This is a genomic window from Nocardia carnea (assembly GCF_029869215.1).
Classification (GTDB): Bacteria; Actinomycetota; Actinomycetes; order Mycobacteriales; family Mycobacteriaceae; genus Nocardia; species Nocardia carnea_B.
Window position 1 is genome coordinate 60,490 of record NZ_JARWPM010000198.1, and the last position, 24,691, is coordinate 85,180.

At 65.4% G+C, this 24,691-nt stretch carries 18 protein-coding genes and 3 pseudogenes; 6 read left to right on the top strand and 15 right to left on the bottom strand.

Annotated elements, in window-relative coordinates:
- Positions 1–31: 31 nt before the first annotated feature.
- From QH276_RS13340 to QH276_RS13350, 3 genes are read right to left on the bottom strand one after another with little or no spacing between them, the layout of a single operon-like run.
- A complete protein-coding gene (locus QH276_RS13340) occupies positions 32–3,079 on the bottom strand; it encodes a glycine--tRNA ligase (protein WP_051047389.1) in 3,048 nt (1,015 codons plus the stop codon).
- A complete protein-coding gene (locus QH276_RS13345) occupies positions 3,076–4,470 on the bottom strand; it encodes a radical SAM protein (protein WP_051047388.1) in 1,395 nt (464 codons plus the stop codon). The genes QH276_RS13340 and QH276_RS13345 overlap by 4 nt, the downstream gene beginning before the upstream one ends.
- Positions 4,471–4,494: 24 nt before the next feature.
- The gene (locus QH276_RS13350; RefSeq protein ID WP_043737901.1) at positions 4,495–5,499 is read right to left on the bottom strand and encodes a PqqD family peptide modification chaperone; all 1,005 of its coding nucleotides are present in this window, start codon (positions 5,497–5,499) and stop codon (positions 4,495–4,497) included.
- Positions 5,500–5,900: 401 nt separating this feature from the next.
- Here QH276_RS13350 and QH276_RS13355 point away from each other — a divergent pair, with 401 nt between their 5' ends.
- Entirely contained in the window at positions 5,901–7,121 is a 1,221-nt protein-coding gene (locus QH276_RS13355; RefSeq protein WP_082393300.1) for a hypothetical protein, read from the top strand.
- Complete coding sequence (locus tag QH276_RS13360) at positions 7,118–7,852, top strand: glycosyltransferase family 25 protein (protein ID WP_043737899.1); 735 nt, start codon at positions 7,118–7,120, stop codon at positions 7,850–7,852. The genes QH276_RS13355 and QH276_RS13360 overlap by 4 nt, the downstream gene beginning before the upstream one ends.
- 13 nt (positions 7,853–7,865) lie before the next feature.
- Here the strand turns inward: QH276_RS13360 and QH276_RS13365 are convergent, their stop codons facing one another.
- The 5 genes from QH276_RS13365 to QH276_RS13385 form a co-directional block, all read right to left on the bottom strand.
- Positions 7,866–8,528, bottom strand: a complete 663-nt coding sequence (locus tag QH276_RS13365) for a DapH/DapD/GlmU-related protein (RefSeq protein WP_043737896.1) — start codon at positions 8,526–8,528, stop codon at positions 7,866–7,868.
- The gene (locus QH276_RS13370) at positions 8,525–9,289 is read right to left on the bottom strand and encodes an alpha/beta hydrolase (RefSeq protein WP_232110914.1); all 765 of its coding nucleotides are present in this window, start codon (positions 9,287–9,289) and stop codon (positions 8,525–8,527) included. The genes QH276_RS13365 and QH276_RS13370 overlap by 4 nt, the downstream gene beginning before the upstream one ends.
- 42 nt (positions 9,290–9,331) lie before the next feature.
- Positions 9,332–10,048 (bottom strand): HalD/BesD family halogenase, encoded by a 717-nt coding sequence (locus tag QH276_RS13375; RefSeq protein WP_051047386.1) that lies wholly within the window; start codon positions 10,046–10,048, stop codon positions 9,332–9,334.
- 29 nt (positions 10,049–10,077) lie between these two features.
- Positions 10,078–11,016, bottom strand: a complete 939-nt coding sequence (locus tag QH276_RS13380) for a phosphotransferase (RefSeq protein ID WP_051047385.1) — start codon at positions 11,014–11,016, stop codon at positions 10,078–10,080.
- 188 nt (positions 11,017–11,204) lie between these two features.
- Positions 11,205–11,759 carry a GNAT family N-acetyltransferase gene (locus QH276_RS13385; RefSeq protein WP_043737892.1) on the bottom strand — a complete coding sequence of 185 codons (555 nt, stop codon included), beginning with the start codon at positions 11,757–11,759 and terminating at the stop codon, positions 11,205–11,207.
- Positions 11,760–12,041: 282 nt separating this feature from the next.
- On the opposite strand from QH276_RS13385, the gene QH276_RS13390 reads away from it, so the two are divergent.
- The 3 genes and pseudogenes from QH276_RS13390 (at position 12,042) to QH276_RS13400 (ending at position 15,529) form a co-directional block, all read left to right on the top strand.
- A complete protein-coding gene (locus QH276_RS13390; RefSeq protein ID WP_228792425.1) occupies positions 12,042–12,914 on the top strand; it encodes a site-specific integrase in 873 nt (290 codons plus the stop codon).
- Between the two features lie 54 nt (positions 12,915–12,968).
- Positions 12,969–13,310, top strand: a pseudogene (locus tag QH276_RS13395) (tyrosine-type recombinase/integrase); the annotation flags it as partial.
- Complete coding sequence (locus QH276_RS13400; RefSeq protein ID WP_051047384.1) at positions 13,307–15,529, top strand: tyrosine-type recombinase/integrase; 2,223 nt, start codon at positions 13,307–13,309, stop codon at positions 15,527–15,529. The pseudogene QH276_RS13395 and the gene QH276_RS13400, both read left to right, overlap by 4 nt.
- Before the next feature lie 94 nt (positions 15,530–15,623).
- On the opposite strand, the pseudogene QH276_RS13405 reads toward QH276_RS13400, so the two are convergent.
- The 4 genes and pseudogenes from QH276_RS13405 to QH276_RS13420 all read right to left on the bottom strand — a co-directional run.
- A pseudogene (locus QH276_RS13405) lies at positions 15,624–15,749 on the bottom strand (recombinase family protein); the annotation flags it as partial.
- Between the two features lie 138 nt (positions 15,750–15,887).
- The gene (locus QH276_RS13410) at positions 15,888–16,415 is read right to left on the bottom strand and encodes a PaaI family thioesterase (RefSeq protein WP_051047383.1); all 528 of its coding nucleotides are present in this window, start codon (positions 16,413–16,415) and stop codon (positions 15,888–15,890) included.
- 21 nt (positions 16,416–16,436) lie between these two features.
- On the bottom strand, positions 16,437–16,880 hold the full coding sequence (locus QH276_RS13415; protein WP_043737890.1) for a universal stress protein: 444 nt from the start codon (positions 16,878–16,880) through the stop codon (positions 16,437–16,439).
- The gene (locus QH276_RS13420; protein ID WP_210747209.1) at positions 16,877–18,400 is read right to left on the bottom strand and encodes an MFS transporter; all 1,524 of its coding nucleotides are present in this window, start codon (positions 18,398–18,400) and stop codon (positions 16,877–16,879) included. Before QH276_RS13420 ends, QH276_RS13415 begins: the two co-directional genes overlap by 4 nt.
- Before the next feature lie 188 nt (positions 18,401–18,588).
- Here QH276_RS13420 and QH276_RS13425 point away from each other — a divergent pair, with 188 nt between their 5' ends.
- Positions 18,589–19,236, top strand: a complete 648-nt coding sequence (locus QH276_RS13425; protein ID WP_043737888.1) for a TetR/AcrR family transcriptional regulator — start codon at positions 18,589–18,591, stop codon at positions 19,234–19,236.
- A 19-nt stretch (positions 19,237–19,255) separates the two neighbouring features.
- Here the strand turns inward: QH276_RS13425 and QH276_RS13435 are convergent.
- From QH276_RS13435 to QH276_RS13445, 3 genes and pseudogenes are all read right to left on the bottom strand, one after another.
- Positions 19,256–22,271: pseudogene (locus QH276_RS13435) on the bottom strand (Tn3 family transposase).
- Between the two features lie 223 nt (positions 22,272–22,494).
- Positions 22,495–23,403 (bottom strand): IS5 family transposase, encoded by a 909-nt coding sequence (locus tag QH276_RS13440; RefSeq protein WP_043737886.1) that lies wholly within the window; start codon positions 23,401–23,403, stop codon positions 22,495–22,497.
- 128 nt (positions 23,404–23,531) lie between these two features.
- Positions 23,532–24,638, bottom strand: a complete 1,107-nt coding sequence (locus QH276_RS13445; protein WP_157227746.1) for a DUF4238 domain-containing protein — start codon at positions 24,636–24,638, stop codon at positions 23,532–23,534.
- Positions 24,639–24,691 lie beyond the last annotated feature (53 nt).

Below are 24,691 nucleotides of genomic sequence, written 5' to 3' on the forward strand. Positions count from 1 at the left end.
AGCCGCCTGCGCGGTGCCGGGTCGACGAGTGTCATCCATCCCGCTTCTGCAGCATTTGGTGGACTTCTCGCCAGTCGATTCCGGCTGGAGCTTTCGCCAGGATCGCGGCCAGTAGACCCAGCCGTGCGGTGCGGTCGGCGGGGTCGTCGGCCATGACCAGGACATCGTCGAAAAACGTGGTCAGTGGCTCGATCAGGGTGTGGCCGTGGGGGATCCATTCGGTCAACGGCTTGCCATCGGCAACAGGCACCGAACCCATCACGGTCAGGAGCTGCTGCTCGGCGGGGCCGATGAGCCTAGCGGGGTCGTAGGTGGTGGGCGCGGCGGGAGGCAGGATCCGCATGATCCGTTGCAGTCCTTCCACAAGGTCGGCGAATCGGTTGTCCTCGCTGGCTTCGCTGATCTGGTCGATCAACATGTCCGCGCGATGCGGGGCCTCGGCGGAGGGACGGACTGCGGCGATGAGTCCTGGACCGACTGCTTCGTCGCGGAGTCGCTGCTCGTAGCGGGTGGTGATCAGTTCCTCAGCAGTGGACAGGACCGCGGGGTCGATGGTGAGGCCCTGGCCGCGGAGTTGGTCGGCGGCGGTCCTGAGGCCGATTGGGATGGTGACGTCGGCGAGTTCGGGGTGGTCGCGCAGGATTGCCAGGATTCCGGCTGCCGCGCGGCGCAGGCCGTAGGGGTCGGCGTTGCCGGTGAGTTTGGCGCCGACGGCGAGCATCGCGACCAGGAGGTCGAAGCGGTCTGCCAATGCAAGGAGCGCGCCGGGTGTGGTGGTGGGGAGGTCGTCTCCGGACGAGCGGGGCAGCTCCATTTCCCACAGTGCCGTGGCCACTGGTTCGGATTCGCGGGACTTGGTCGCGTATTCGCGCGCCATAGTGCCGGCGAGGGAGGTCATTTCGATCACCATTTGGGTGGCGAGGTCGAACTTCGCGAGGGCACCAGCGCGGGTCAAGGTGGCCGCGTCAGCAGCAGGGAGGCCACTGCGGGTGCCAAGTATGGAGGCCGCTGTGGCAATGCGGTCGGCGCGGTCAGCCATGGTGCCGACCTTCTCGTGGAACATGAGTGCCCCGAGCCGGGCCCGGAACTGGTCAGGGGCGATGGTCAGGTCGACATTCCAGAAGAACGCGGCATCCTCGAAGCGGGCGCGGAGCACGTTTTCGTTGCCGCCGCGGACGACGTCGGCGTCGCAGTCGCCGTTGGCCATCGTCACGAAGACCGGCAGCAGGTCACCCGCGCCGGAGCGGACCGGGAGGTAACGCTGATGCTTGCGCATCACAGTGATGAGGATTTGTTCTGGCAGGTCGAGGTATTTCGGGTCGAAATGGCCCAGGATACCGGTCGGGGATTCGACGAGGTTGGTGATCTCATCGATCAGGTCGGCGTCGCCGTCGACGTCGATCCGGCCGTTCGCGGCCTCAGCCAGAGCGGCGGCCGAGGACACGACGCGTGCGCGGCGCTCGACCGGGTCGACGACGATTCCCGCGGCCTCGAGTACTGGGAGATAGTGGTCGGCGGCAGGGAGATCGAACGTCGGTGTAGCGGACTGGCGGTGGCCTCGGGTGCTGCGGCCCGCTACCAATGTGCCGGCGGTGATCGGGAGGATCTGGTCGCCGAGTAGCGCGGTGAGCCATCGGATAGGGCGGGAGAAACTCAATTCCGGATCACGCCAGCGCATGTTCTTGTCCGCCCGCAACGACAGGGTGAGCCGGGACAGGACATCGGTGAGTACCACTGCCGCCGAACGGCCGGCGCGAGTGCTCTCGACCGCGACGTGCTCGGCACCGCCGACTTCGATCCGTTGCAGATCATCGGCCGAAACACCCTGCGCACGAAGGAAACCGGCGAGAGCCGGAGTGGATTTACCGTCGGCATCGTAGGCTGCGGCGACCTTCGGGCCCCGGCGCACGTTCACGCTGTCGGGTTCCCTATCGGCGATGCCCTCGACTCGCACGCCGATCCGGCGTGGGGTCGCCTGCACGGTGATCTCACCATGCGGCAGGGCAGTGGAATCAAGGAGTTCGATGAGTGTGGCGCGCACGCTGGAAATGCTCGCGGTCACGACATGCGGCGGTAGTTCCTCGGTGCCGATCTCGAACAGCAGCACCGATCCGGGTGCTGAAGTGATCGTGGCGGGATCGACGGGAGAAGTGGCCAGCGGCGGCGGGGCGTGTACTCCGCGCGGATACCCGGCCTCCGCACGTAAGTCGGTCCACAGGGCGGCGATCTCGCGGGATTGCTTGCGCATCACCGCGAACCACTTCGCGCGCTCGGCTGTACTCACCGCACCGCGCGAATCCAGAATGTTGAATGCGTGGCTGGATTTCAGGACATGTACATGCGCAGGGACCGGCAGCCGGGTGGTGATCATCCGGTCGGCTTCGGCCGAGTACGCGGCGAGCAGGCCACGGGTGGTGTCGATGTCGGCGTCGTCGAGGTAGTAGCGCGACATCTCGTACTCAGACTGGCCGAACACTTCGCCGTAGCTGACGCCGGGCGCGTAGGCGATGTGCTCGAAGTGTGTGACGCCCTGGATCGCCATCAGGATCCGCTCGAGGCCGTAGGTGATCTCGACCGGGATCGGGTCGAGGTTCTGTCCCGCGACCTGTTGGAAGTAGGTGAACTGGGTGATCTCCATACCGTCGAGCCAGACTTCCCAGCCCAGACCCCACGCCCCGATCGCCGGCTGAGCCCAGTTGTCCTCCACGAACCGCACATCGTGGGCATCGAGGTCGATACCGAGCGCGGCCAGCGAACCCAGGTACAACTCCTGCGGATCACCCGGTTCAGGTTTGAGTATCACCTGGAACTGGGTGTGGGTCTGCAAGCGGTTCGGGTTCTTACCGTATCGAGAGTCGTCGGGACGTACGGATGGTTCGACGTAGGCGACGTTCCAGATTTCCGGACCCAGCACACTCAGCAGCGTGGCGGGGTTCATCGTGCCGGCACCGACCTCGGTGTTGAACGGCTGACCCAGCAGGCAACCTCGCTGCGACCAGTACGCCTGCAGACGAAGGATCGCTTCCTGCATCGATACGGGGACGGAGGGGTTGTCGTTGTGGGCAGTTGCCGTGGTCATCCGGAAATCCTATCGGTGGCGAGAGCGGGCATTCCGAGCGCTACTCCGGTCGCTGGAGCGAAGAAGCTGGGCAGGTGGCAGCCGCCGCGGCAGGCGTCGGCGACTGCGCAACCGGTGCAGGTTGGCCTGGTGGCGACCGCTGCGTGCACGGCGTCGGTCAAGGCGGGCCATGCTCCGGCGAGGGGTTCGGTGTGCAGGGAACCGAAGTAGACGTTGGAGTGCGGACAGTTCCGCAATCGGCCGTCGTAGGAGACGCTGCCCCACACCATTCCCGATTCGCAGTGCCCGGATATCTGCGACAGCCGCAATCCGAGGGTTGGGTCGTCGGACCGTAACGGGGTGTCGGTATCGGAGGTGCACACCTTCTGCGCGCAGGGCCACGCCACCGTCATCCCGGGGCATTCGGTGGCAAGGAGGTGGTCGATGCGGGTGATCAGCGGCATGGTGACCGACACCGGAATGCCGTAGCGGTCGTCGTGGCGGCCGGTCGGGACGTAGCGCATGACGCCGAACTCGCGCACCCCGAGCGCATGCACATCGCGGATGACGTCCAGCGCACCGTCGATGTTGCTTTTGACCAGTGTCATCTCCGCGACCACGGTGATGCCGGCGTCGATCAGCAGTCGCATCGCGTCGATCGCGCGGTCATAGGCGCGGGGATGGCCGGTCAGTTCGTTGTGGGTGTCGCGGTCGCCGTGGATCGAGACGAGGACACAGCGCACGTTCGCTGCTGCCAGCCGCTTCGCCCGTTCGGCGGTGAGGAAGTGGCCGTTGGTGAACACCACCTGGTACAGGCCGCGGCGTCCACCGTGTTCGAAGATCTCCATCGCATCGGGGTGCAGCAGTGTCTCACCGCCGCTGTAGCGGATGACGAAACAGCCCCGGTCTGCGCATTCGTCGAGGATCGAGCATGCCAGCTCGGTCGGAATATGCTTTTCCGGCAATGCTTTTACCGCGCGCCGGACCTCGGCGTCGCTCATGTCCGGGTCGATCTTCCACACGTTGTAGCAGAATCCGCACGCCCAGTTGCATACGGCGGTGAGCTCGATTTCCAGCCGCAGCGGGAAGTCCAGCTTCGTGTCGAACCGCTTGTCGACGCCCAGCAACGATCCGCGGCCGTCGTCCTGGACGGCTGCTGGCTGCGGGGAGGTCAGGGTGGCGACCAGGTCGGCGGCGTCGGCGGCGACGCGTGAGGGGGCGGCGTTGTAGCGCTGCGCGATATCGCCGATGACGGTGTCGTCATCGGCGCCGGAGAACATCAGGGACACCATCGATTCGGCGACCGCGTTGCGGAGTCGATGGAAGGTGCCGGTGTGTGGGTCGAACAGCAGGCCGAGGTCGGCACGGTATCTCAGCTGCTGGGTCAGGGCCCGGGACAGGGTGGCGGGCATAGCGATGCTCCTCGCGTCGAGCGGTCAGGCGGGTGATAGCCGCGCGAACAACGTGGTGACGTCGTCGGCAACGCGCTCCGGCGGCACCTCATAGGTTTGGGCGAGCGTCTGCGTGATCTGCTCGAGGTCGAGACCCTGATAGGCCAGCTGTACTGCCTCCGCGGCGGTGGTGTTGACCAGTTGTTCGCAGCGGTCGCGTTGCCAGTCGTGCAGCAATTGCTTGCCCGGGTGATAGCGGTAGTGGCGCAGGATCCACTGCGGCGACCCGGTCGGGGCTTCGTCGATGGCCCGGTAGATCGCGCGGGCCTGGTCGATGTGGTCAGCGACCGACGGTCGTTCCAGCAGTCGACCCGCGTAGTCGCGCACGGTGGGGTCGTCGATGCCGATATGCCAGCCGCGGAGCTGCTGGAAGTAGGTCGACACCATCACATCCGCGAGCCCGAAGTCTCCGACGAGGAACGGACCGCCCGAACGGCGCAACAATCCGGACACTACATCGCACAGCCACCGTGCCTGCTCCACCGCGCCGGGCCCAGGAATGCCGGGGGCGGTACGGAGCGAGCGTGCGTAGGACGCGCCCTCGCGCAGGTACGGCAGGTCGTGACTCGCCCAGGCGGAGATAGAGCGGACCAAGGCCCGTTGGCGTCGCGTGGTGCCCATGAGGCTGGGACCGGAGTCCGGTGCGATTTCATCGAGGTATTCGGCGATCGAGACCACATCTCCGGCAACGGCTCCGGTCTCGGTGTCGGCCAGAATCGGGACCCGAGGCAGCAGCGACATCGCGGAGTCCTCCAGAATGCCTTCGACATCGGCTTCCGCGAGTTCGTCGGCATCACACGCGCAGCCGATACCGGCCTCGCGTTCGTCGGTCCCGTCGCCGGCGAACAGCACCCCGTCCGGACTTTCCCGGATCGGCCAATCCAGCTCCACGATCCTTTCGGCCACTGGAAGGCCCTTCTCGGCCACCGCGACTCGACCGCGCATCGACCATCCCGAAAAGTGGAGATCACCCACGTACAAGGTCAGCATTCGACCACCCCTTGTTGTTGCCGCCGGTCCCTGGCCGACCACACCGCGGCCGACCAGGGTTGTCATCTCAGTCGCACTGGCGGCTGATCATCGATTTCGTCTCCACCTTGGGGGCTTCGTACTCCCCACGCTCGGCCGTGGTGGTGGCGTGCTCCGACATGACTTTTCCCTTCCGTCGGTCTCCTGGACGGTGGCTGGAGTGCACGAATCCTGCTACTTCCGAACAGATTTTCGATCAGCCACGATTCGAGTGTCTGTCCACTGCGCTGTATGTGCTATCCCTGCTGCATCCCGAGTTTCTGGACACCCTGGACTGGAGTGGACATTTTCTGGACACAGGTAGTACGGCCGCTCGGGAAACCCGATGTCGCATTCGCCTTCGCTGGACATAAGGTGGACAGATGCTGGCGCCGCCCTCTATCGACCAGGTGAAGGACAGCTTGAGACGGGTGCGCCGCGGACTCGGATTGGCGCGGCCCACAGCACTGCTCACCATCATCGACGAACCTGTGCAGGCATATCTGTGCCGCGACTCCGACACCGAGCCTGGCTCTGCCGAACACATCGAACATCTCGCCGCAATCCTGCGTCAGGCGATCGGTCAGCTCACCGAGAGCGAGCGGGTCTACGCCGAAGTGGATTTCAACGTTCGACCTGACCACAGTTACCCGACGCTCACCGACAGGCAAGAGTCCCTGGCCCAGCACCTCAAGTGCGCGGTCAAGACCGTGCGCCGCCGTTCCGACCAAGCCCTCGACACCCTGGCTTATCTCCTGGTAACGATCTCGTCGGCTCCTGACGGGGCACAGACGCAGGCCATCGACCGCAGCCCGAGCCACCACGGCCGGGCCAGCAAACAGGATCCCTACGATGCTGTGCGCCGGTTCTGGGGCCTGCGTCCTAGCGGTGGCGTCGACATTGTCTGCTCCGAAATCCCCGTGGACGAACGTCCAGAGTATGCGTCACCACAGGATCGGAACTACCTGCGGTATGCCAAGTTCGCTGACTTGGACACATTGATCTTCGTCCGCACCCAACTGGCGCAACTCGCTCCCACCGCGGTTGTGCGCGACTTCGCGCCCTCGGAGTACTTCGATACCCAGGTCGAGGTTCTCGTGGTGATCGGCGGCCCACCGTGGAACGCCAAATACCGGGAGTTCCTCCCTCAGTTACCCTTCTACTTTGATGCGAATCCGCTCGGTGAGGACGACCCGCTCGTCGTACCCGAACTGGACAACCTCTGTATGGCTCCACGGTGGACACCCGGTGGCGAGCTGATCGAAGACCTCGCCGTGCTCACCCGGCTCACCGTGCAGGGAACCACCGCGCTACTGCTGGGCGGGTGCCTCACCCTCGGGGTCCTCGGCGCGGCCCGCGCACTACTCGATCCACGACGAGGACCCACCAATGTCGAATACCTCTCCGACCACGTCGGTCAGGATGACTTCGTCGTGGTCACCGAAGCCCGTCGCGTCGGCGGCATCACCGACGTCGCCGACCTCACCGTCATGGAGCCCCTGCTGCTCATGTCCCGCCCCCACGGCGCGAACTGGGGAGTCGTGATCGACAACACCAAACGCTTCACCTGCCATCACCGCTGCTCCCCCGGGCAAACGGCGTGACGAATCTGGACGACATCGCCACCTATGTCGTGAATCTGCCACGGCGGAAAGACCGCCGAGCATGGATCAGCGCCCGGCTACCTTCGGCAATGACGGTCACCTACACCTCGGACCTCGACGTGGTCATCGACGGCCGGCAACTCGCCACCAGCGACCTCCAGGCGCTTGGAATCAAGCTGTTCGACTGGCAAATCGACTCCGACAACCCGTGGTGGAATCGACCGCTCAAATACGGCGAAATAGGCTGCACTCTCGCTCATCTCGCATGCTGGAACCACGCCGAGAAGCACAGCGCAGCCCCGTACACTCTGATCCTCGAAGACGACGCGACCCTCCCACCGGAATTCGCACCACGCCTTCTCCAGACCCTGAACCTGATCGACGAAGTCGATATCGCATTCGACATGCTGTACCTCGGGCGCGACCTGCTCCGGCCGGACACCCCTACGCCGGTTCCCGGGATCGTCCACCCCGGCTACAGCCACTGCAGCTACGCCTATCTGCTCACTCGCAGTGGCCTGCGTACCGCACTGTCCACCGAACTCACCGAGGCCATCGTGCCGGTCGACGAGTTCCTTCCCGCCCTCTACACACCACATCCACGACCCGATGTGCGGGCACGGTTCGCACCGCGACTCACCGCGCTAGCGTTCGATCCGCCGCTGGTCACACAACGACCGAAGGACGACGCCGGCAGCGACACCGAGAATTCCGACTTCATTCGGTGGTGATGCGCGGCTTCGATCACCGCATCGGTCGCGGTGCCGTCCAGTGTTCGATCAGCGCCGAAAGACGTTTACCGGGCCACTCGCCGATCGGCGTGTGAACATTGACGCCGGTGACGACGTGCTCACTCGGCACGTTCTTGGTCACGACCGCGCCGGCCGCGACGTAGCTGCGAGGCCCGATCCGGACGCCGCCGACCACTCGTGCACCAAACCCGACCACCGAATCCGCCTCGACCACGGGCGGTTCTTCATCCACTCCCCACCAACCCAGATGCGGACTCGTGTACTCGTGGACCAGCTCGCCCATCACGGTCGCGCGGTCACCGATCACCGTCGCATCGCAAACGAACCCAGCGACACACGCGTCCGCGCCGATCGTGACGCGATCACAGATGTAGGCGCCGTGGACGACCCGGGTCCGGTCGCCGATCACACACCCGTACCCGATCCGTGCCCGGTCTTCTACCACGCACTCCATGCCAAGAGCTGTGCCTTCCTGGATGATGACCTGGTTGAACAGCAGACTCCGATCTCCGATCACGACAGGAGTACCCGCCGACCATCGCCCACGTTGAGCTTCCCGCAGACGCGTTTCCTTCGGGCATCCCAGAACGCAGTGCTCGCCGATGATCACATCATCACCGAGCCGAATCGGCCCGTGCAGGTCCCTGGGAGTCACGAGGCGGGCGCGACCTGGCCGACCAGCCAGTCAACCGTCTCCGAGATCGCCTGATCTTCGCGCTCCCGCGAGTCGAAGCCGTGATCCGAACCAGCGATGGTACGCAGCGCCGTATTCGGCCTCGACATCGCGGCCCGAGCGGAAATCTCGTAGGAGACCGCGGTGTCACGGTCTCCATGGACGATCAGCGACGGCACGGTGCTGTCGAGGAATCGTGCCAGTGGGTCGTAGTGGGCGAACTCGCTGAACAACACGCGGCCGAGTTCGAATTCCCCGTCGACCACCAGGACTCCGGTGTCGTGCAATAGTTTGCGCTGCGACGCGCCGAAGTTCTCTTCACCCCACGCCAAATCCGGCTCCAGGAACGTATGCCGCAGGTCGAGGACAGGATTCCACAGCACCAACCGATCAAGCCCATCAGCAAGCCACGGCAGCGACAGCACCGTGGACACGGCCCCGAAACTAGCCGCCACAATCGAAAACCGGCCCGGAAACCGCCCCTGGAGGAACTGCACCGCAGCCTCCAGATCCAGGCACTCGCCAGCAATGGTCACTCCGCGTTGCGTCCCACCGCTGTTTCCATGCCCCCGGAACGAGAACCGCACGACATCAAATCCCACAGCGGTCAGTCGCTCGGCCAAGCGGACGAACATCCCACCGCCCTCGTCCATATCCACAGTGATCCCGTGCACCAGCAGCACGACCCCCTTGGCCGGAACGGATGCCATATGGACCGCTGCGTCGAGCCGCACACCGTCCACTGATCCCAATGTGACGCTCTCAACCGGCAAGGTTTCCTCCGCTCAATCCCCAGGCTCGGACCACAGTGCGTCCATCGTCTCGTGCGATACGGGCCGCGACAATTCATCCTCCGCCGCGAACGCCATGTTCACAATCGTGCGGCGGCCCCGCCGAATCGGGTGCACCCGATGCAGCGTCGTACTCGCCCGCATGAGATACACCTGTCCCGGACCGGCCTCCAGCCGGTGGATCGCGCGATCACGAAGTACCTGCTCGATGCCCGGCTGCTGCTTATCCCACACCGTGCCCGGGACACACTCGACGAATCCGCCGTCAACGGTGTCCGGGCATTCGGCCACCCACACCAGCGCGAAACTGTAATCGTCCCAATGCCATCCATGCGTGTCACCCACCCGGTCCAGCTGGGTAACCACGAACTGTTCGGGCTCATACGGGCATGAATACACAGCTTGACCGGCCACGGCAGCCACAACCTCGGCGACCTCGGGTGATGCATACGTCTCCCGGATCACAACTCCGCTCTCCGCGATCTGCGCCCGCCTCACGTTCCTCATCCGGCGAGGCGTGAAACCTGTCTCGGCGAAAGCCAAGTCCCGACGGACGCCCAACTGCTCCGCCAACCAGATGGCCTCAGCCGCAATCGCATACCGAACTGACGCGGGAAAGAGCCAGGACACCACCGCGGCACCGTGCCGCTCCAGGTCGTCATGCGCGGCGGCGATCCGCTGCGCATGTTCGACTTCGTACCTCGTGTTCACACCACCGGTCATAGCGGACCGCGCTGCGCTCACTTCCACCCGACCCGCCGCTGCAACCACGCAACCGTTGCGCGACCTGACTCGGCGCGGTGCCGACGCAGAGCCACCGACTGCGACCCTCCAGGCCGACGGCTCTCTCGGATCCAGTACCCCGCCAGCGCGCACACCAGCGCAGAGATCGCATCAGGATCGACGCCCCGGGTGAGGGCGTGCGAGCCCAGGATCGGTTCGGGATCGACCCCATGCAGGGCGAAGGCGGTCGCCAGGAACACCAGATCCACCCACGCCGCACCCACGGATGGCCAGGACCAGTCCACGATCATCACCGTGCCATCGGGGCGCACCAGCATGTTGTCGGCGCGAAGATCGGTATGCAGCAACGTCTGCCCGACCGTGGCACGCTCCCACCCGGATTCGAGAACAGCGAGCCGATCCACGTTCCGGGCCGACCACTCGTCCAAGTTACCGGCCAGCTCGCCGCCGGCCAGCTTCCGCCAACCTGATAAGTCCGATCCGAGATCATCGGCCAGGGTCGGTACGTCCGGTAGTGGGTTCGGTGTCAGCATCCGTGCCATGTCCTCGACCACGGCGAGCACCGCCGCCAATTCCGTAGGCTGGTCGAAACGGGGATGGCGACCGGTGACGTCGTCGAATACCAGGACTCGCCACCCGTCGATTTCCAGCATGAACCTCACCGCTGGTGCCGGGATCTCTGCTGGGAGCTGAGTCGCGGTGTCGCCTTCGATCCGGTACCGGTGGGCGAAACGGTCTCTGATGGGGATTGCTTTGGCAAACACCGTGCGACCGTCCACCATCGCTAGCCGGGATGCCATTCCGCGGCTGAATCCGCCCGGTTGGGTCGATCCCGAACGCACTCCCGCGCCCAAGCGACTCTCGATCTCGCCTCGCACCGAGATGGGCAGCTCGCTCCACGCGATCCGGGACACCGGGATTTCGATCTCGGTCATCGGACAATAGTGCCGCGCGAACAGCGGCCTTCACCAGCTAATTTCCCGCTCGGCAGCCCGTCCGGGATGATCGTCGTCCCGGGCGATAGCGGGTCATAGTAGCCCTGACCGAGTAGGAGGCCGTCATGGTCGTAAGCGACGGTACCGAATCTGGAGGTGCCCACCGAGGTCAGCCAACAGGCGGCCGATCAGGACAGATCAGAACCCAACATCGAATACATGATCATGTCCCGACGCTCCTCGCCGACCAGCTGCCAACTGCGGAGCAGGCCCTCACACTGGAAACCCACACGCTCAGCCGTCCGCTGGGATGCGGCATTCCAGGGCTCGACATATAGGTGAAGGCGGCGGATCTCCAGGTCAGTAAGGGCCCAGGCAGTGACCGCTCGAAGCGCTTCCGCAGCGACCCGCTGACCACGAGCGGACTTGACCACCCAGTAGCCCAGCATCGCACGCCCCTCGTCCAGGTCCCGCAACCACAGACCGACCGACCCGAGCGGCCGACCGTCCTCAACCCGCACGATGACGAACGGATACCCACTGCCGGTCGATACACGCTCCCACTGCCGACGCACGAAGGCTTCGCCTGCTTCTCGCGAGTACACCGCCGGAACGGTCGTGATCAACGGGATGTGATCGTCGCTCGACGCCTCTCGAACCAGAGGCAGGTCGCTGATCTCCCAGGAGCGGAGCACAAATCTGTCGTTTGCAGTCAAACGCGGGATATCCAACGGGGCAACCATGCTCGCATCCTGCCGAGATGCCCACGCAGGCGCACGCCCATTTCACACCCGAGATCTGCGGGTTCGGCCAACGGAATGGCTTCACCGCCAAGGTGCGGGACGGCGGTGGGACCACGATCGAGCAATGGCGCCTCTAGTCGATCCAGTACCGTCGCATCGTGCTGCCGTCGGCCCAAAGCTCGACCCCCTCCAAGACCCCGCCGCAAGCCTCGATGACGTATTGACTGAACTAACTTCGTAATCCTTGCAGGTCAGCTTAGGTTTCTGCTAGCTTTCCTCGCCATGTGCGAAGAGGGCGGCGAGCGATATCTGTCGAGACTCGTTGTGCCGGACGTCGGTCGGCTCCAAAGGACCGGTGACGTGTGGGAGCCATACCAGCTTCTCGACGCGAACGGCGCGGTCATCGAACCCGCGGCGAGGTACTTCGCCGAGCTACAGGCCACCGACAAGCAGCCGTCGACGATCCGGTCATATGGCAGCGATCTGCTTCGCTGGTGGCGGTTCCTCGCCGCGATCGGCATGTCGTGGGACAAAGTAACGCCAATGGAGGGGCGCGACTTCGGACGATGGAGGTTGTTGGCGGACAAGCCGATGAGAGTTCATTGGCGGCACCGGACCGACGGCCAGTTGCCCGGTTTGCCCCGCGGCCGCCCCAGCCAGGTCGTCAATGCCGTCACTGGCAGGCCGAGCCCGGGACCGAAGTACTCGCCAGCGTCGCGGGCGCACGCCGAGACCGTCTGGCGGGCGTTCTACGACTTCCAGCTGGAACTCGGCAAAGGCCCATTGATCAACCCATTCCCGCTGGACCGCTCACGACGCTCAAGGCGGGCTCACGCGCACCACAACCCGATGGATCCGCATCGGAAGGAGCGGGTCGGCCGCTATCGGCCGAAGGTTCCCAAGCGGATCCCGAAGAAGATCCCCGACGAGCAATTCAACACGGTGTTCGCGGCACTGAAGTCGAACCGGGACCGCGCCCTGCTGGCGCTCTGGGTGTCCACCGGCGCCCGCGCCGAAGAACTACTGTCCGCCTGCCAGGGCGATGAGGATCCCGGCCAGCAACTGATCACGGTTACACGAAAGGGTTCTCGCAAAGCTCAGCAGTTGCCGGCTTCGCCTGATGCGTTCGTCTGGCTGCGGCTCTACCAGGAATAACTCTGGCGCAAGGGCGCTTCCCGCGGTCACCGCCATCCACTCTGGTTCACGCTACGCCGACCTTGGCGGCCGCTGTCCTATCACGCGGCCCGAGCAATGTTCACCCGCGCCCAGGAAGCGCTCGGCTCCAACTATCCGCTCCACGCCCTTCGGCACACCGCGGCCTACCGCATGGCCGATGACCCGGACATGGACATCACCGACGTCCAGTGGATCCTTGACCACGCCGATCTGACGACCACGCAGCTCTACACCACCCCTACCCACGGTGAGGTGATCACGGCTGCGCTCGCCCACCACGCGCGCCAGAACGAGCGCGCGGCAGCCCCACCGGAGCCGCCAGCGTCGGGTTACGACCCACGTTCTCTCGACGTCATATTCGGCAGGACGCAGTGAAATCATCGACAACCACAGCGACGGCTGAGGTCGGTTCGACCAGCCGAAAGCAGGAACTGACGCGCGAAGCGCGTGGAGTGCTCGCCGAGACCATCCTGGATCAATTTCCCGCTCGACCAGTGCTTTCCGCTTCGCGTCAGGCCCTGACCGTCGAGAAAACCATTGAACGGCTCGAGGGGTTACGGCTTCCTCCGGTGTCGGACGATATGCGCTTTCGTCGCAGACTGTGTGTCAAGAGGCTGCTCGGCAGGCTGGAGATCTTCCCTGGCGAGACCTGGCAGCAGCGATGGCAGGCCAGCGGTGCCGAAACCGCTGAGCCGCACTGGACTGCGGCCGCCGCGGAATGGCACCGGGCACACGGCCGGGTAGGCGACAAGTCCCAGCTGCTGACCGCGCTGATGCTGCTGTCCATTGCAAGGATCATCTGTCCCAGCCCGACATTCCTGCTTACTATCAACCGAACCGGAACCTGGACGACTAGGATCGCCGAGTATCGCGATCCGTCGGGTTTCGGGCTACTCAAGACGGCGATGACGCCCGAAATCCGGTCGAGCACCTGCCTCCCCGTCATCCGATGGCAGCTCTGTGTCCTGCTGCTGACCAAGGGCGGCGGCGTTCGCGACATCACCGTCGGAGACTGTGTCGAGTTACGCAAGCAGGAGATAGCCATCGGTTTGCCCGGAAAGGGGCGCTATCTGTTCTACACCCTGCTCGAGGCTGCGGGATTCCTTCCGCAGGGTGCGCCGGTGACCCTGCGCGCAATCATGAACTATGGCGGACGATCCAGCATCGAGCGACTCGTGGATCGGTATCACGTCGCTGATCCCGAGGTCCGCAACCTGCTGGTCAGCTACCTGGCGGAACGGCAAGTCGCCCTGGACTACACCACACTCGACTCGTTGTCGCGGGTGCTGGTTATGAATTTCTGGACGGATCTGGAAGCACACCATCCAGGCATCGACTCGCTCGACCTCGACCCGAAAGTGGCGCATGCGTGGAAAGAACGCCTCCGCGTCAAGATCCAGAATAAGCGCCTGCCGGACGGGACCACCGTCGAGGTCACCGTCCCACGGGTGAACTACCTCCAACTCCTGACCACAGTCCGGGCGTTCTACCTGGACATCGCGCAATGGGCTACCGAGGATTCTGCGCGATGGCCGCGATGGGCCGTTCCGTGCCCCATCCGCGCGTCGGAAACCGCGCACTCGACCAGGAAGGTCAATTCGCGCCGAAAGGCGCGCATGGACCAGCGGACCCGCGAACGCCTGCCCTTGCTGCCAGTTCTGGTGCGGACCGCCGAACGCCGCACCGAGGAGGCCCGCCTCCGACTGGACGCAGCGTTGAATTCTGAACCCGGCAAGCCGTTCACCGTCTTCGGCGAGACCTTCACCAGAGTCTCCGCACGCAGAAACGAAAATCAGCGGCTCAGTATGGTTACGGGCGTCTTCGACTCGACCGGCCGCCGCCGCCACCTTCGTGCCGAGGACCATCGTGCCTTCTGGGGTTGGGCAGCAGTCGAGTTTCTTCGGCACACCGGCGTCAGGGTCGAGGAGATGCTCGAAACGAGCCATCACAGCATCATCCAGTATCGACACCCCCAAGCAGGGCAGATCATCCCGCTGCTGCACGTCGCGCCGTCCAAGACCGACGAGGAACGCCTCCTCGTCGTCAGTCCGGAGCTGGCCGATGTCATATCCGCGATCATCGCCCGAGTTCGGCAGAAGGACGGAGCCATTCCATTGGTCCCCTTCTATGACCTCTCCGAACGATGCTGGGCCACGCCGGCTCCGCTGCTGTTCCAGTGGAACAACGGCAGCCATACGCGAGCCATAGCGGCGTCGACGATCCGCAAATGCATCAGGGAAATACTCGAGTCGACGGACATAAAAGACGCCGGCGGCCAACCGCTCTACTTCGTGCCCCACGACCTGCGCAGAATATTTGCCACGGACGCAATTCTGAACGGGATGCCCCCGCACATTGCGCATGCTGCTGGGTCACAACGACATATCCACCACCATGGGTTACAAGGCCGTCTACCCACAAGAAGCAATCAACGGCCACCGCGCGTTCATCACGCGGCGCCGAGGAACGCGGCCGAGCGAGGAATACCGCACCCCTACCGATGCCGAGTGGGAGGAATTCCTGGGCCATTTCGAGCGCCGCAAGGTTGCGCTCGGCGAATGCGGGCGCGCATACGGAACTACCTGCCAGCATGAGCACTACCTGTCGCTCGTCGATGGCCGCTGCGGCGGAGGTGGCGGCGGCGAGTGCGTTGTCCAGGCCGGCCCGGTTCTTGCGGGTGGTCCCGGAGAACCCTTTGTCGATGAAGATCCGCTCGCGCGGCGCTCCGAGCGCCAGTAGTTGTTCGGTTTGGATCTCGACGTCTTGTTCGTCGGTGGAGCAGCGGCAGTATCCGATGCGGAACGGCTCACCCATGCCGAAAGTGTTCCAGATGGCGGGGGTTGACCGGCACAGTTTGCGGAACACCTCTACGGAACACCGGTGTGCTGGGCCGATGTTCGTTCTGCGTGGTGTTCCGGTGGACGATCGGGTTACGGAACAGGTCAGGGGGTGTTATCGGTGTGTGGGGGTTTGTTGTGGGGTGAGGAAGTGGTTGACGTCGACGATGAGGAACAGTGCGGTGGCGGTGGTGACCACGTGGGCGTGGTCGTTTTCGATGGTGGCTTTCAGGTGGAGTTTGCGGCCGTCGCGGGAGTGGATGTGGGCGCGGAGGGTGTAGGGGGTGTCGAGCAGGATCGGGGCGAGGTAGTCGATGGCGAGGTGGCGGGTGACGGCGGGTTCCCCGACGGTGTAGAGCAGGAGTCCGAACAGTTCGTCGAGGACGGTGGCGACCGCGCCGCCGTGGGCGATCGCTGGGGCGCCGACGTGGCGGGAGTCGAAGCGGTGGTGGGCGTAGACGCCGTGTGTGTCGCGTCGGGCGCGTAGCTGGTGGCCGTGGGGGTTGGCCGGTCCGCAGCCGAGGCAGTGGTCGTGGTGGGGCGGCAGGTCGGCGGAGTCGGGTGCGTGTACGGGGAAGGCGGGGATCCAGTCCGGGACCTGGCGGGGCTCGGGTGTGTGGGTGCTGGGTGTGTTCTCGGTCATGGGTGCTTTCTGTGAGTGTGTTTAGGCGGTGATGAGGATGTCGCAGTGGGTTTTGCGGGCGAGCTCGATCGGTGGGGTGGACAGCAGCTGGGCCAGCAGTGGTGACCGGTGGGGGTTGGCGGTGACGATGAGGTCGGCGGCGGTGGCCGCGGCCAGGTGCAGCAGCGCGGGTAGGGCGGGTTCGTCCAGGATGTGGGTGTCGACGTCGGTGGCGCCGTGGGCGAGGGCGTGCTGGTGGGCGATGCGCAGGACGGTGTCGGCGGGGGTGCTGCCGTGCAGCGGGGAGGTCTCGGGTCCGGGCCGGTCGAGGTGGGCCTTGGGTGTGTGTTCGTCGATGCGGTGGCGAGCGCAGACGATCAGTAGCCGGGCGTGGGTGGCGTGGGCGAGTTCTGCGGCGTGCTCGACCACACGGTAGGAGCGGTCGGATCCGTCGGTGTCGACGATGATCGTGTGGTAGGCCGTCATGACGGGCGTCTTTCACGAGGAGAGGCGTGTGAGGAGGGGGGAGAGGTTCTCATGTGCGGGCGTGGCGTGCGGCCGGGGGCCAGGACGGCCAGCACGATCGCTGTGGCGGTGGTGAGGGCGGCCAGTGCGAGCGCGGCCTGGCCGCTGCCGTGCACGAACGCGGCTTGGGCGAACTCGGCCAGCGGCGCGGCTACCGGTCCTGCCTGGTCGGCGACTTGCAGGGCGGCGGCCAGGGAATCGGCGACCGGGCCGCGGGCGGGCTCGGGTAGCCGGGCCAAGGCGGGCTGGATGCGGTGGGTGTAGCCGGCGGCGAGGACGCTGCCGGCCACGGCGATCCCGATCGCGGCGCCGATCTCGCGGGCGGCGTCGTTGACCGCGGCGGCGACCCCGTGTTTGGCCTCTGGGGTGTCGGCGACGATGGCATAGGTCGCCGGGGCGGTGCACAATCCCAGGCCCGCGCTCATGATCAGCAGCGGCCACAGCAGGTCGGGATAGTTTGCGGCCAGGGTCAACCGGCTCACCAGCACCAGCCCGGCGGCGATGGTGAGCAGGCCGGTCACGGTCATCACCCGTAATCCGACCAGGCTCGACAGCCACGGCGCGATCACCGAGATCGCGACCAGCGGCACCACCATCGGTGCCAGTGCCAGCGCCGAGGCCAGCGGCCCGTAACCGAAGATCAGCTGCAGGTACTGCACCAGCAGCAGGAACACTCCGAAGGTGACCAGGAACTGGATGGTCACCGACAGCGACCCGGCACCGAAACCGCGGCGGGTGAACAACCGCACGTCCAGCAGCGGCGCCGCGCTGCGCAGTTCGACGACCACGAACGCCACCGCCGCGGCCACACCGATCCCGGCCGCGGCGGCGACGAGCGGGTCGGCCCAGCCGCGTGCGGGGACCTCGATCGCGGCGAACACGATCGCGGCGACCGCGACCGCCACCGTGCCCGCGCCGACCCAGTCCACCGGCGGATGCTCACGGTGGCGGGATTCGGCGATGGTGCACGCCAGCACCGCCAGCACCGTCCCGGCCACGGTCAACCCGACGAACACCGAGGGCCACGACCATCGTTCGAGCAGCACCCCGGCACCGAGGATCCCCAGCACCGCCCCGGATCCGGCGACCCCGGCCCATATCCCGACCGCCCGGCCGCGATGAACAGGGGCGAACCCCGCGGTCAGGATCGACAGCGTCGAGGGCATCACCAGCGCCGCGCCCGCCCCGGCCAGGGCGCGCGTCGCGATCAGCCACACCGGCTCGTCCAGCAGCAGCGGCAGCGCCGAGGCGGCGGCGAACACCACCAATCCCGCCACCAGCACCACACGTCGCCCGTAACGGTCACCGACGGCGCCGGCGGGCAGCACCAGACACGCCAGCACCAGTGTGTAGCCGTCGACGATCCAGGTCAGCTGAGCTTGGGTGGCCCCGGTCGCGACCGCGATCTGCGGCAACGCCGAATACAACGCCGCCATCGCCGCGACCACCAGCGCCACCGCCAGGCACGACACCGTCAGCATCCACCACTCGGCCCGGGTCCACCGGGCGATCTCGACAGTGTCCGTCCCAGGCGTGTCCACCGGCACCTCCCGACTTTAGAGACCGATAGTCTCTGTGCGAGACCATTCGTATCATAGGGGTCGGGGTGTGGGATAGAGTCCACTCACACCCACAGCCGCACGGCACGAATCCGGAGGAACACGCGTCCATGACCGACCCGCACCCCGCGGACGACGAGCAGGCCGATCCGCGGCTGGCACGCTCACGCAACCGGTTGCTCGACGCGGCCACCCATCTGCTGTCCACCGGCGGTGTCGAGGCGGTCACCGTCGAAGCGGTCACCCGCGTATCGAAAGTCGCGCGCGCCACCCTCTACCGGCACTTCGGCAGCACCACCCATCTGCTCGCGGCGACCTTCGAACGGCTGCTCCCCCACGTCGACGCCCTCACCGGCACCACCCCGGTACGCGAGCAGCTCCTCACGCTGCTCACCACCCAAGCCGACCTCATCGAACAGGCCCCGGTACAGATGACCACCCTGGCCTGGCTGGCCATGGGATCCATCGACGACAACCACACCGACCCGGCCGCGCTCACCTCACTACGCGCCCGCGTCATCGAGCAATACCGCCGACCGTTCGACCAGATCCTCACCAGCCCCGACGCCCGCGCCACACTCGGCGAACTCGACACCACCTTCGCCATCATCGAACTCCTCGGCCCGATCGTGTTCGCCCGCCTCACCGGACTACGCACCATCGACCACGACGACTGCGCCCGGCTCGTCGACAACTTCCTCACCGCTCACTCAACAGCCACCGCATCAACCAGCCCGACCGGCACCGGCAGGCCGTAACCACAGATCGGCCGCGCAGTCAGAACAAGGTGTCACGCACCCGCAGCGGCCGGTACCCGGTCGGGCCCAGCTGGGCCAGCTCGGCGTCGATGTCGACCTCGATCGCGCCGAAGAAATTGATGTTGGCACTGTGGGCCGGGCTGATGTGGGCCAGGACCTCGTCATCGATACGCTGCCCGGCCCGACGCATCTGATCGACAGCGAGCCCGTAATACTCCGTGGTCCAAGCGATCACAGCGTTGGTCGCCAAGGTCAGGCACCAGGCTTGCTCGGTCTGGTCCTCGAGATGGCGTGCCCGAATCATCCCCTTATGGGCATAGAGCAGGTCGCGCCGCAGCGCGTGCAGCGACTCGCCCTTGTTGAGCTGCCGCGAGATCTTGCGCCGATAGTCCGGATCGGAGAGGTACCTCGCGGCGTAGATGGTGCGCCGCAGCGCCCCGTACTCCTTGAGCGCCGCGGCCAGAGTGTTCTGCCGCCCCGACGCCGAGAGCTTGCCGACCAGCAGCGACGCGGTGGCGTGCCCGAACTTCAACGATCCGGCCAACCTGAGCAGATCGTCCCAGTGCTCGGCGATCAAACCCGAGATTCGCTTTGCGGGTCATCAGCGGGCCCGCGTGCGGGAACCGGGCCTCGGCCTGCGCGCGCGGGCCCGGCCGGTACAGGGTGATCCGGCCCAGATCCCGGATCCGCGGCGAGAGCTGCATCCCGAGCAGGTCGAACAACCCGAAGTTGACCAGGGTGACCCCGTGGGTGTCGGTGGCGTGCTCGGTGATCGGCAGATCCGCTGCATTGCCCAGGATCTCATCGAGCACGTAATGGGCTTCACGTTTGGTCGCCACGATCACCTTGGTGCCGTAGGTGGCATGCTGATCGGTGACATGGGTGTAGGTCGACAGGCCCTCGCTGGCGAAATACCGGCTCAACGGCCTGGCCGTGGTTGATTTCCCACGCGTCGGGAACCGCTGCCCATCGCTCGACGACAGCGTTCCGGCACCGAACACCGCGGTCAGCGGCAGCCGCTGATGGTAGCCGATCAACACGAGGTTGGCCGCGCGCAGGGTCTCCTCGCGCACATACCACTCATCGGTCCAGGCCAGGATGTCGTAGGTGATCCCGCACGCCTGCGCCATCCGGGTCAACCCCAGGTTCGTCGAGTGCGCCAGCAGTACCGCGATCAGATTGCGTTTGAGCTCCGGCGTCCGGGTGGCCTGGCCGCCGGCGTGGGTGAAGCAGTCCAGGTAGCCGGTGCGCTTGTCCAACTCGATCAACAAGGAAACGATCGGCGCGAACGGCAGCATCTCGGTCAGCTCGGCCTTGAGCGCGATCGCCTCGGCGGGAACATCTTCCGCGCTCAGCGGCGAGATCACCAGATCCCCGCCCTCGTCCACCCTGACCGGGCCGTCCCCGCCGGCCAGCACCGCCTCCAGCTCACCGACCGCATCGTGCAGTTCGGCGACCACGGCCGCCAGCGCGACGCCCGGATCGGCGGATCGCCCGACCAGGCGGCAGAACTCGCCGCGTTGCGGTTCCCACTGCCCAGTGGTGATCAGGTAGGCGGCCGGGTCGGCGTAGCGGCGCGAGCCGGGCACGAACACATCCCCGCTGCGCAGCCCGTCGCGCAGTCCGAGCAGTACGCACAATTCCCAGTAGTGCCGGTACGCGGTGGCGCTACCGGTCTTTCGGGCCTCGTCGAGGTAGCCGCGCCATTTCGTCGGCACGAACCCGGTCGGGGCGTCGTCGAAGACCTTGCGCCGCCCGGTCGCGTTCAGCTCGCGCAGCATGTTCACCGCGATCAGCAGCTCGGTAGCGGCGGTGCCGCCGGCGAAGCGCACCGCTTCAAGCACTGCGGGGGTGAACTGGCGCAGGTAGTTGTAGGAGGAATCCAGCGCTGCCAGATGCCCGTGATCACGCGGCAACCTGGGTTTGGCCTGGGCGATCGCCGCGCGCAGGCGCTCCCACCCGATCTTCTCGCCGCGGATCAGCGCGCCGATCTCCTCATCAGCCACCGTCGGGTCGGTGACGATTTCCAAGAGATCGTCCAGCAGCGCCTGGCGGTCCTCGCCGGTCTTGCCGCGCTCGGCCAGCTGCTGCTGCATCTTCCGTTCGGCGGCACCGAACTTCGCCGAGATCGCCTGATCGAACAACACCACGACCTCATCGAGCACATCGGTGCCCGACTGGGCCAGCACCGTGAGCAGGATCGGATACCGGCGCTGCGGATCCCGACGCTCCAGGGCTTGCGGACTCAGACGCCGGCCCATCGTGGCCAAGAACCGGCGCCGCTCGGCGGGCAGCACCGACAGATCCAGCCGATCAGCACCCAAACCCCGCAGAAACCCCAGCTTGTCGACCTCGGCGCGGACCGCAGCCGCCGACGCCTCCACCGGCCCGGTCGACAGCCACCGCAACCGCGAGATCCCCAGCGACGCGTCCGTGACCAGCAAGCCGTCCAACTCCGCACACCGCGCCGCAGTGAACTCGTGAGCGAGCCGGTCATAGGTTTCGGTCTGGGCCTGGTGCCGGGCGTGGGCGACCCGCTCCACCACGGTGACAGGGCCCGGCCGGATCACCTTCGCCGAGATCAGATACTCACACGCCAGCCGGAACAACAGAGTCGGGGAATCGTGCTCCATCGCCCGCGCGAGCAGGAACTCGTCGAGCTCCTTGAACTCCAGCGCACCGGCCGCACGCCATCCCAGGTACCGCGCGGCCAGGCGCACATGCTCGGTGCGGGTCTTGGCTCGCCTGCCATAGGCACCGATCACCACCGGGTCGACCCGCAGCTGCTCGGCGAGGCGGGCCACCGCCCCCGGTGGGGCCGTGACCAGCCGATCCGGCACGAATCCCAGCCACGGCAGCGTACACAACGCGATCGCCAAGCCCAGCCGTTCGGCCGGTCCCCTGCCGCGGCCCGGATCCACGAACGCCAGATCCGCCGACGTGAGCGTGAAGTATCGAAACAGCTCCTCGCGGCTGATCTCCGGGAATCCCCGCAGACGTTCCAACTCCTCGTCCGCGAACATCCGCGTCGCCACGAACCCCAGCCTCCACCAGCGCCGACCAACACCAACACCGGCAGCCAAGCACCAACCAGCCGACAGCGCATGCCGAACCCGAAACCCGATGCCTACCAGGCGGCTACGCCATATCCGCCTGATTTTCGGCGGATGCTACGGCTACCCCTTTAGGGGATCGATAGGTGGTAGCGCCGCCGACTCCGGTGGCCAGGGTGTCCGCATCGTGCTCCTAGGCCGCGTTTCATAAGCCTTGGCCGGATAACCACAGGTTGATTGCGGCGACGCGGACCGTGGCCAGGTAACGGACAGCGAGTTTGTCGTAGCGGGTGGCGACAGCGCGGTGCTGTTTGAGGCGGCTGATCGTGCATTCCACGGCGTGCCGGAGTTTGTAGAGACCAGGGTCGAACGCCGGCGGCCGGCCACCGGCGTTGCCCTTGGCCACACGATGCGCTGCCTGGTCCGCCTTGATCGGGATGGTTGCCTTGATCCCGCGTTTCCGCAGGTAAGCACGGTTGGCCGCCGAAGAATAGGCTTTGTCGGCCAGGACCCGATCCGGCCGCGACCGGGTACCACCGACCGAGAGCCGCGGCACCCGTATATCGCCGAGCACCGTCGTGAACTGTGGGCAATCAGCCCACTGACCAGGCGTGACCACCAGCGCCAGCGGCCGCTGCCCCTGGTCGGCGGCCAGGTGCAGCTTCGTGGTGAACCCGCCCCGCGACCGTCCCAGCCCGTGGTCAGCGGGTTCGTCGTCGAAACCACCCGCCGCCTCGACCTGGCCGGCGAAGTCGCGGCGCGCACCCGCCGCATGCTGGTGCGCGCGGGCGATCGTGGAGTCCACGCTCACCGTCCACTCGATCTCACCGCCCGCATCGGCGTGGGCTTGCAGTGCGGTCAGCACCGATTCCCACGTGCCGTCACGCTGCCAGCGGCGGAACAACCCATACACCGTCTGCCACGGCCCATACACGCTCGGAATATCACGCCACGGACTGCCGGTCCGGATCCGCCACCGGATCCCGTCGATCAACTGTCGTTTCGACCACCGCGGTGGCCGGCCCGGCTTCATACCAGCAGGTAGTAGCGGTTCCAGTTTCGCCCACTGAGCATCGGTCAGATCCGCACGGCACGTTGCCGTTACGCTGTTCACGAGGTCTCCGGTTGGTTTCCGGTTGTGCTTGGTCGTTCAACCAACTACCGGAGACCTCGCCATATCACCAACTTCTCAACCCGGACAACGGGTTCCGTCCCCACACCATCGGGCTTATGAAACGCGGCCTAGTCAGTGGTCCATCGAGATAAGGGCCACTGCGGCGAATGGGGCGCGTCGGTCCATCGGGTCGGCAGGAGAACGGCGCGAGCGAACTCCGGAGCGGAGGTGATGCTACTTGACCAGTCCTGCTTCTCTGGGTAGTTGGGGATCTGAATCTGCGATGCGATCGAGGTTCCGCTTTTTTCGAAAACCAGCCGATTGCAGTTGTAGCAGAATTCGCGATTTAGAAACTTTGCCTCAGTCGAAGATAGTTCGAACGGGGGCTTGATCTTCACATTCTTCCGGCTCAGAATTAGGAGTCGATTAGGACTGATCGGAAATACAATTATTTCAGAATTTCTTATCGAGACCGGAAACTGGCGAGTGTTTCGCTTCGTTGGAATTCCGAGTACGGGTTCATCGCAGGTCAATAGATCGCCTGTGGAGCTTGCCAGCCAGTAGTCTCGATCGTTTTCAATCAGCGGGGCGAGAACGTTCTTCCAGGCGCCGATGGCTGCATCGATTGCCTTGGGCTTGGTTTCGCTGCTGACGGCCCGCTTGGCGAGTATCTGATTCACGATAGCCTGGTGTCTCGCTTCTGAGTACTCAATGCCGTACTCGCGACATAAGATCGGAAGCAGGCCGGTAATGTTCAGAATATGGCTGGCTCCGTAACGGTTCACTGCTGCGTCGATGCCCACGTCGGTCTGTCGCCCACGCTGGGTGCGCTGGCTTTGTAGGCTGATGTATACGGCTAGGTTGGAGATTAGGTTTTTATCCTTGATCCTCCCATCGGGCTGACCGTCGAGCGCGCGAAGCCAGTTCGCGGCCCGGCCCTCTATGCGTCCCATGTGGGTCTCGAACCACATGTCTGGATTTGCGTCGGCATCGATGTCGGGTGCCGATATTTGATAGAAGTTATCCTCGACGGCTGTCGATTCTATGGGTACGCAATTTGATTCTTTGGTGTCAACGTTTGTGACCTGAATTTCCCCGCTACCGTCGGTAGTCCACCGCTTGAGATACATTCTTGGCACGTAGTGGTGTCGGAATGTGGTTTGGGCGTTTTTACGAGTCTCTTCCTTGGATTTTTCGATCTCGACGTCGGTTAGCCAACGATTGACGGTAGTCACAGTCTGCATTGTAGGTCGCGCAGCCGCGAGCGACTCAATTCGGCAGTGCGACG

Coding starts and splice junctions, on each gene's coding strand:
- QH276_RS13340 (WP_051047389.1), bottom strand. CDS start 3,079: ATGACCACGGCAACTGCCCACAACGACAACCCCTCCGTCCCCGTATCG.
- QH276_RS13345 (WP_051047388.1), bottom strand. CDS start 4,470: ATGCCCGCCACCCTGTCCCGGGCCCTGACCCAGCAGCTGAGATACCGT.
- QH276_RS13350 (WP_043737901.1), bottom strand. CDS start 5,499: ATGCTGACCTTGTACGTGGGTGATCTCCACTTTTCGGGATGGTCGATG.
- QH276_RS13355 (WP_082393300.1), top strand. CDS start 5,901: ATGCTGGCGCCGCCCTCTATCGACCAGGTGAAGGACAGCTTGAGACGG.
- QH276_RS13380 (WP_051047385.1), bottom strand. CDS start 11,016: ATGACCGAGATCGAAATCCCGGTGTCCCGGATCGCGTGGAGCGAGCTG.
- QH276_RS13385 (WP_043737892.1), bottom strand. CDS start 11,759: ATGGTTGCCCCGTTGGATATCCCGCGTTTGACTGCAAACGACAGATTT.
- QH276_RS13390 (WP_228792425.1), top strand. CDS start 12,042: ATGTGCGAAGAGGGCGGCGAGCGATATCTGTCGAGACTCGTTGTGCCG.
- QH276_RS13410 (WP_051047383.1), bottom strand. CDS start 16,415: ATGACCGAGAACACACCCAGCACCCACACACCCGAGCCCCGCCAGGTC.
- QH276_RS13415 (WP_043737890.1), bottom strand. CDS start 16,880: ATGACGGCCTACCACACGATCATCGTCGACACCGACGGATCCGACCGC.
- QH276_RS13420 (WP_210747209.1), bottom strand. CDS start 18,400: ATGCTGACGGTGTCGTGCCTGGCGGTGGCGCTGGTGGTCGCGGCGATG.
- QH276_RS13425 (WP_043737888.1), top strand. CDS start 18,589: ATGACCGACCCGCACCCCGCGGACGACGAGCAGGCCGATCCGCGGCTG.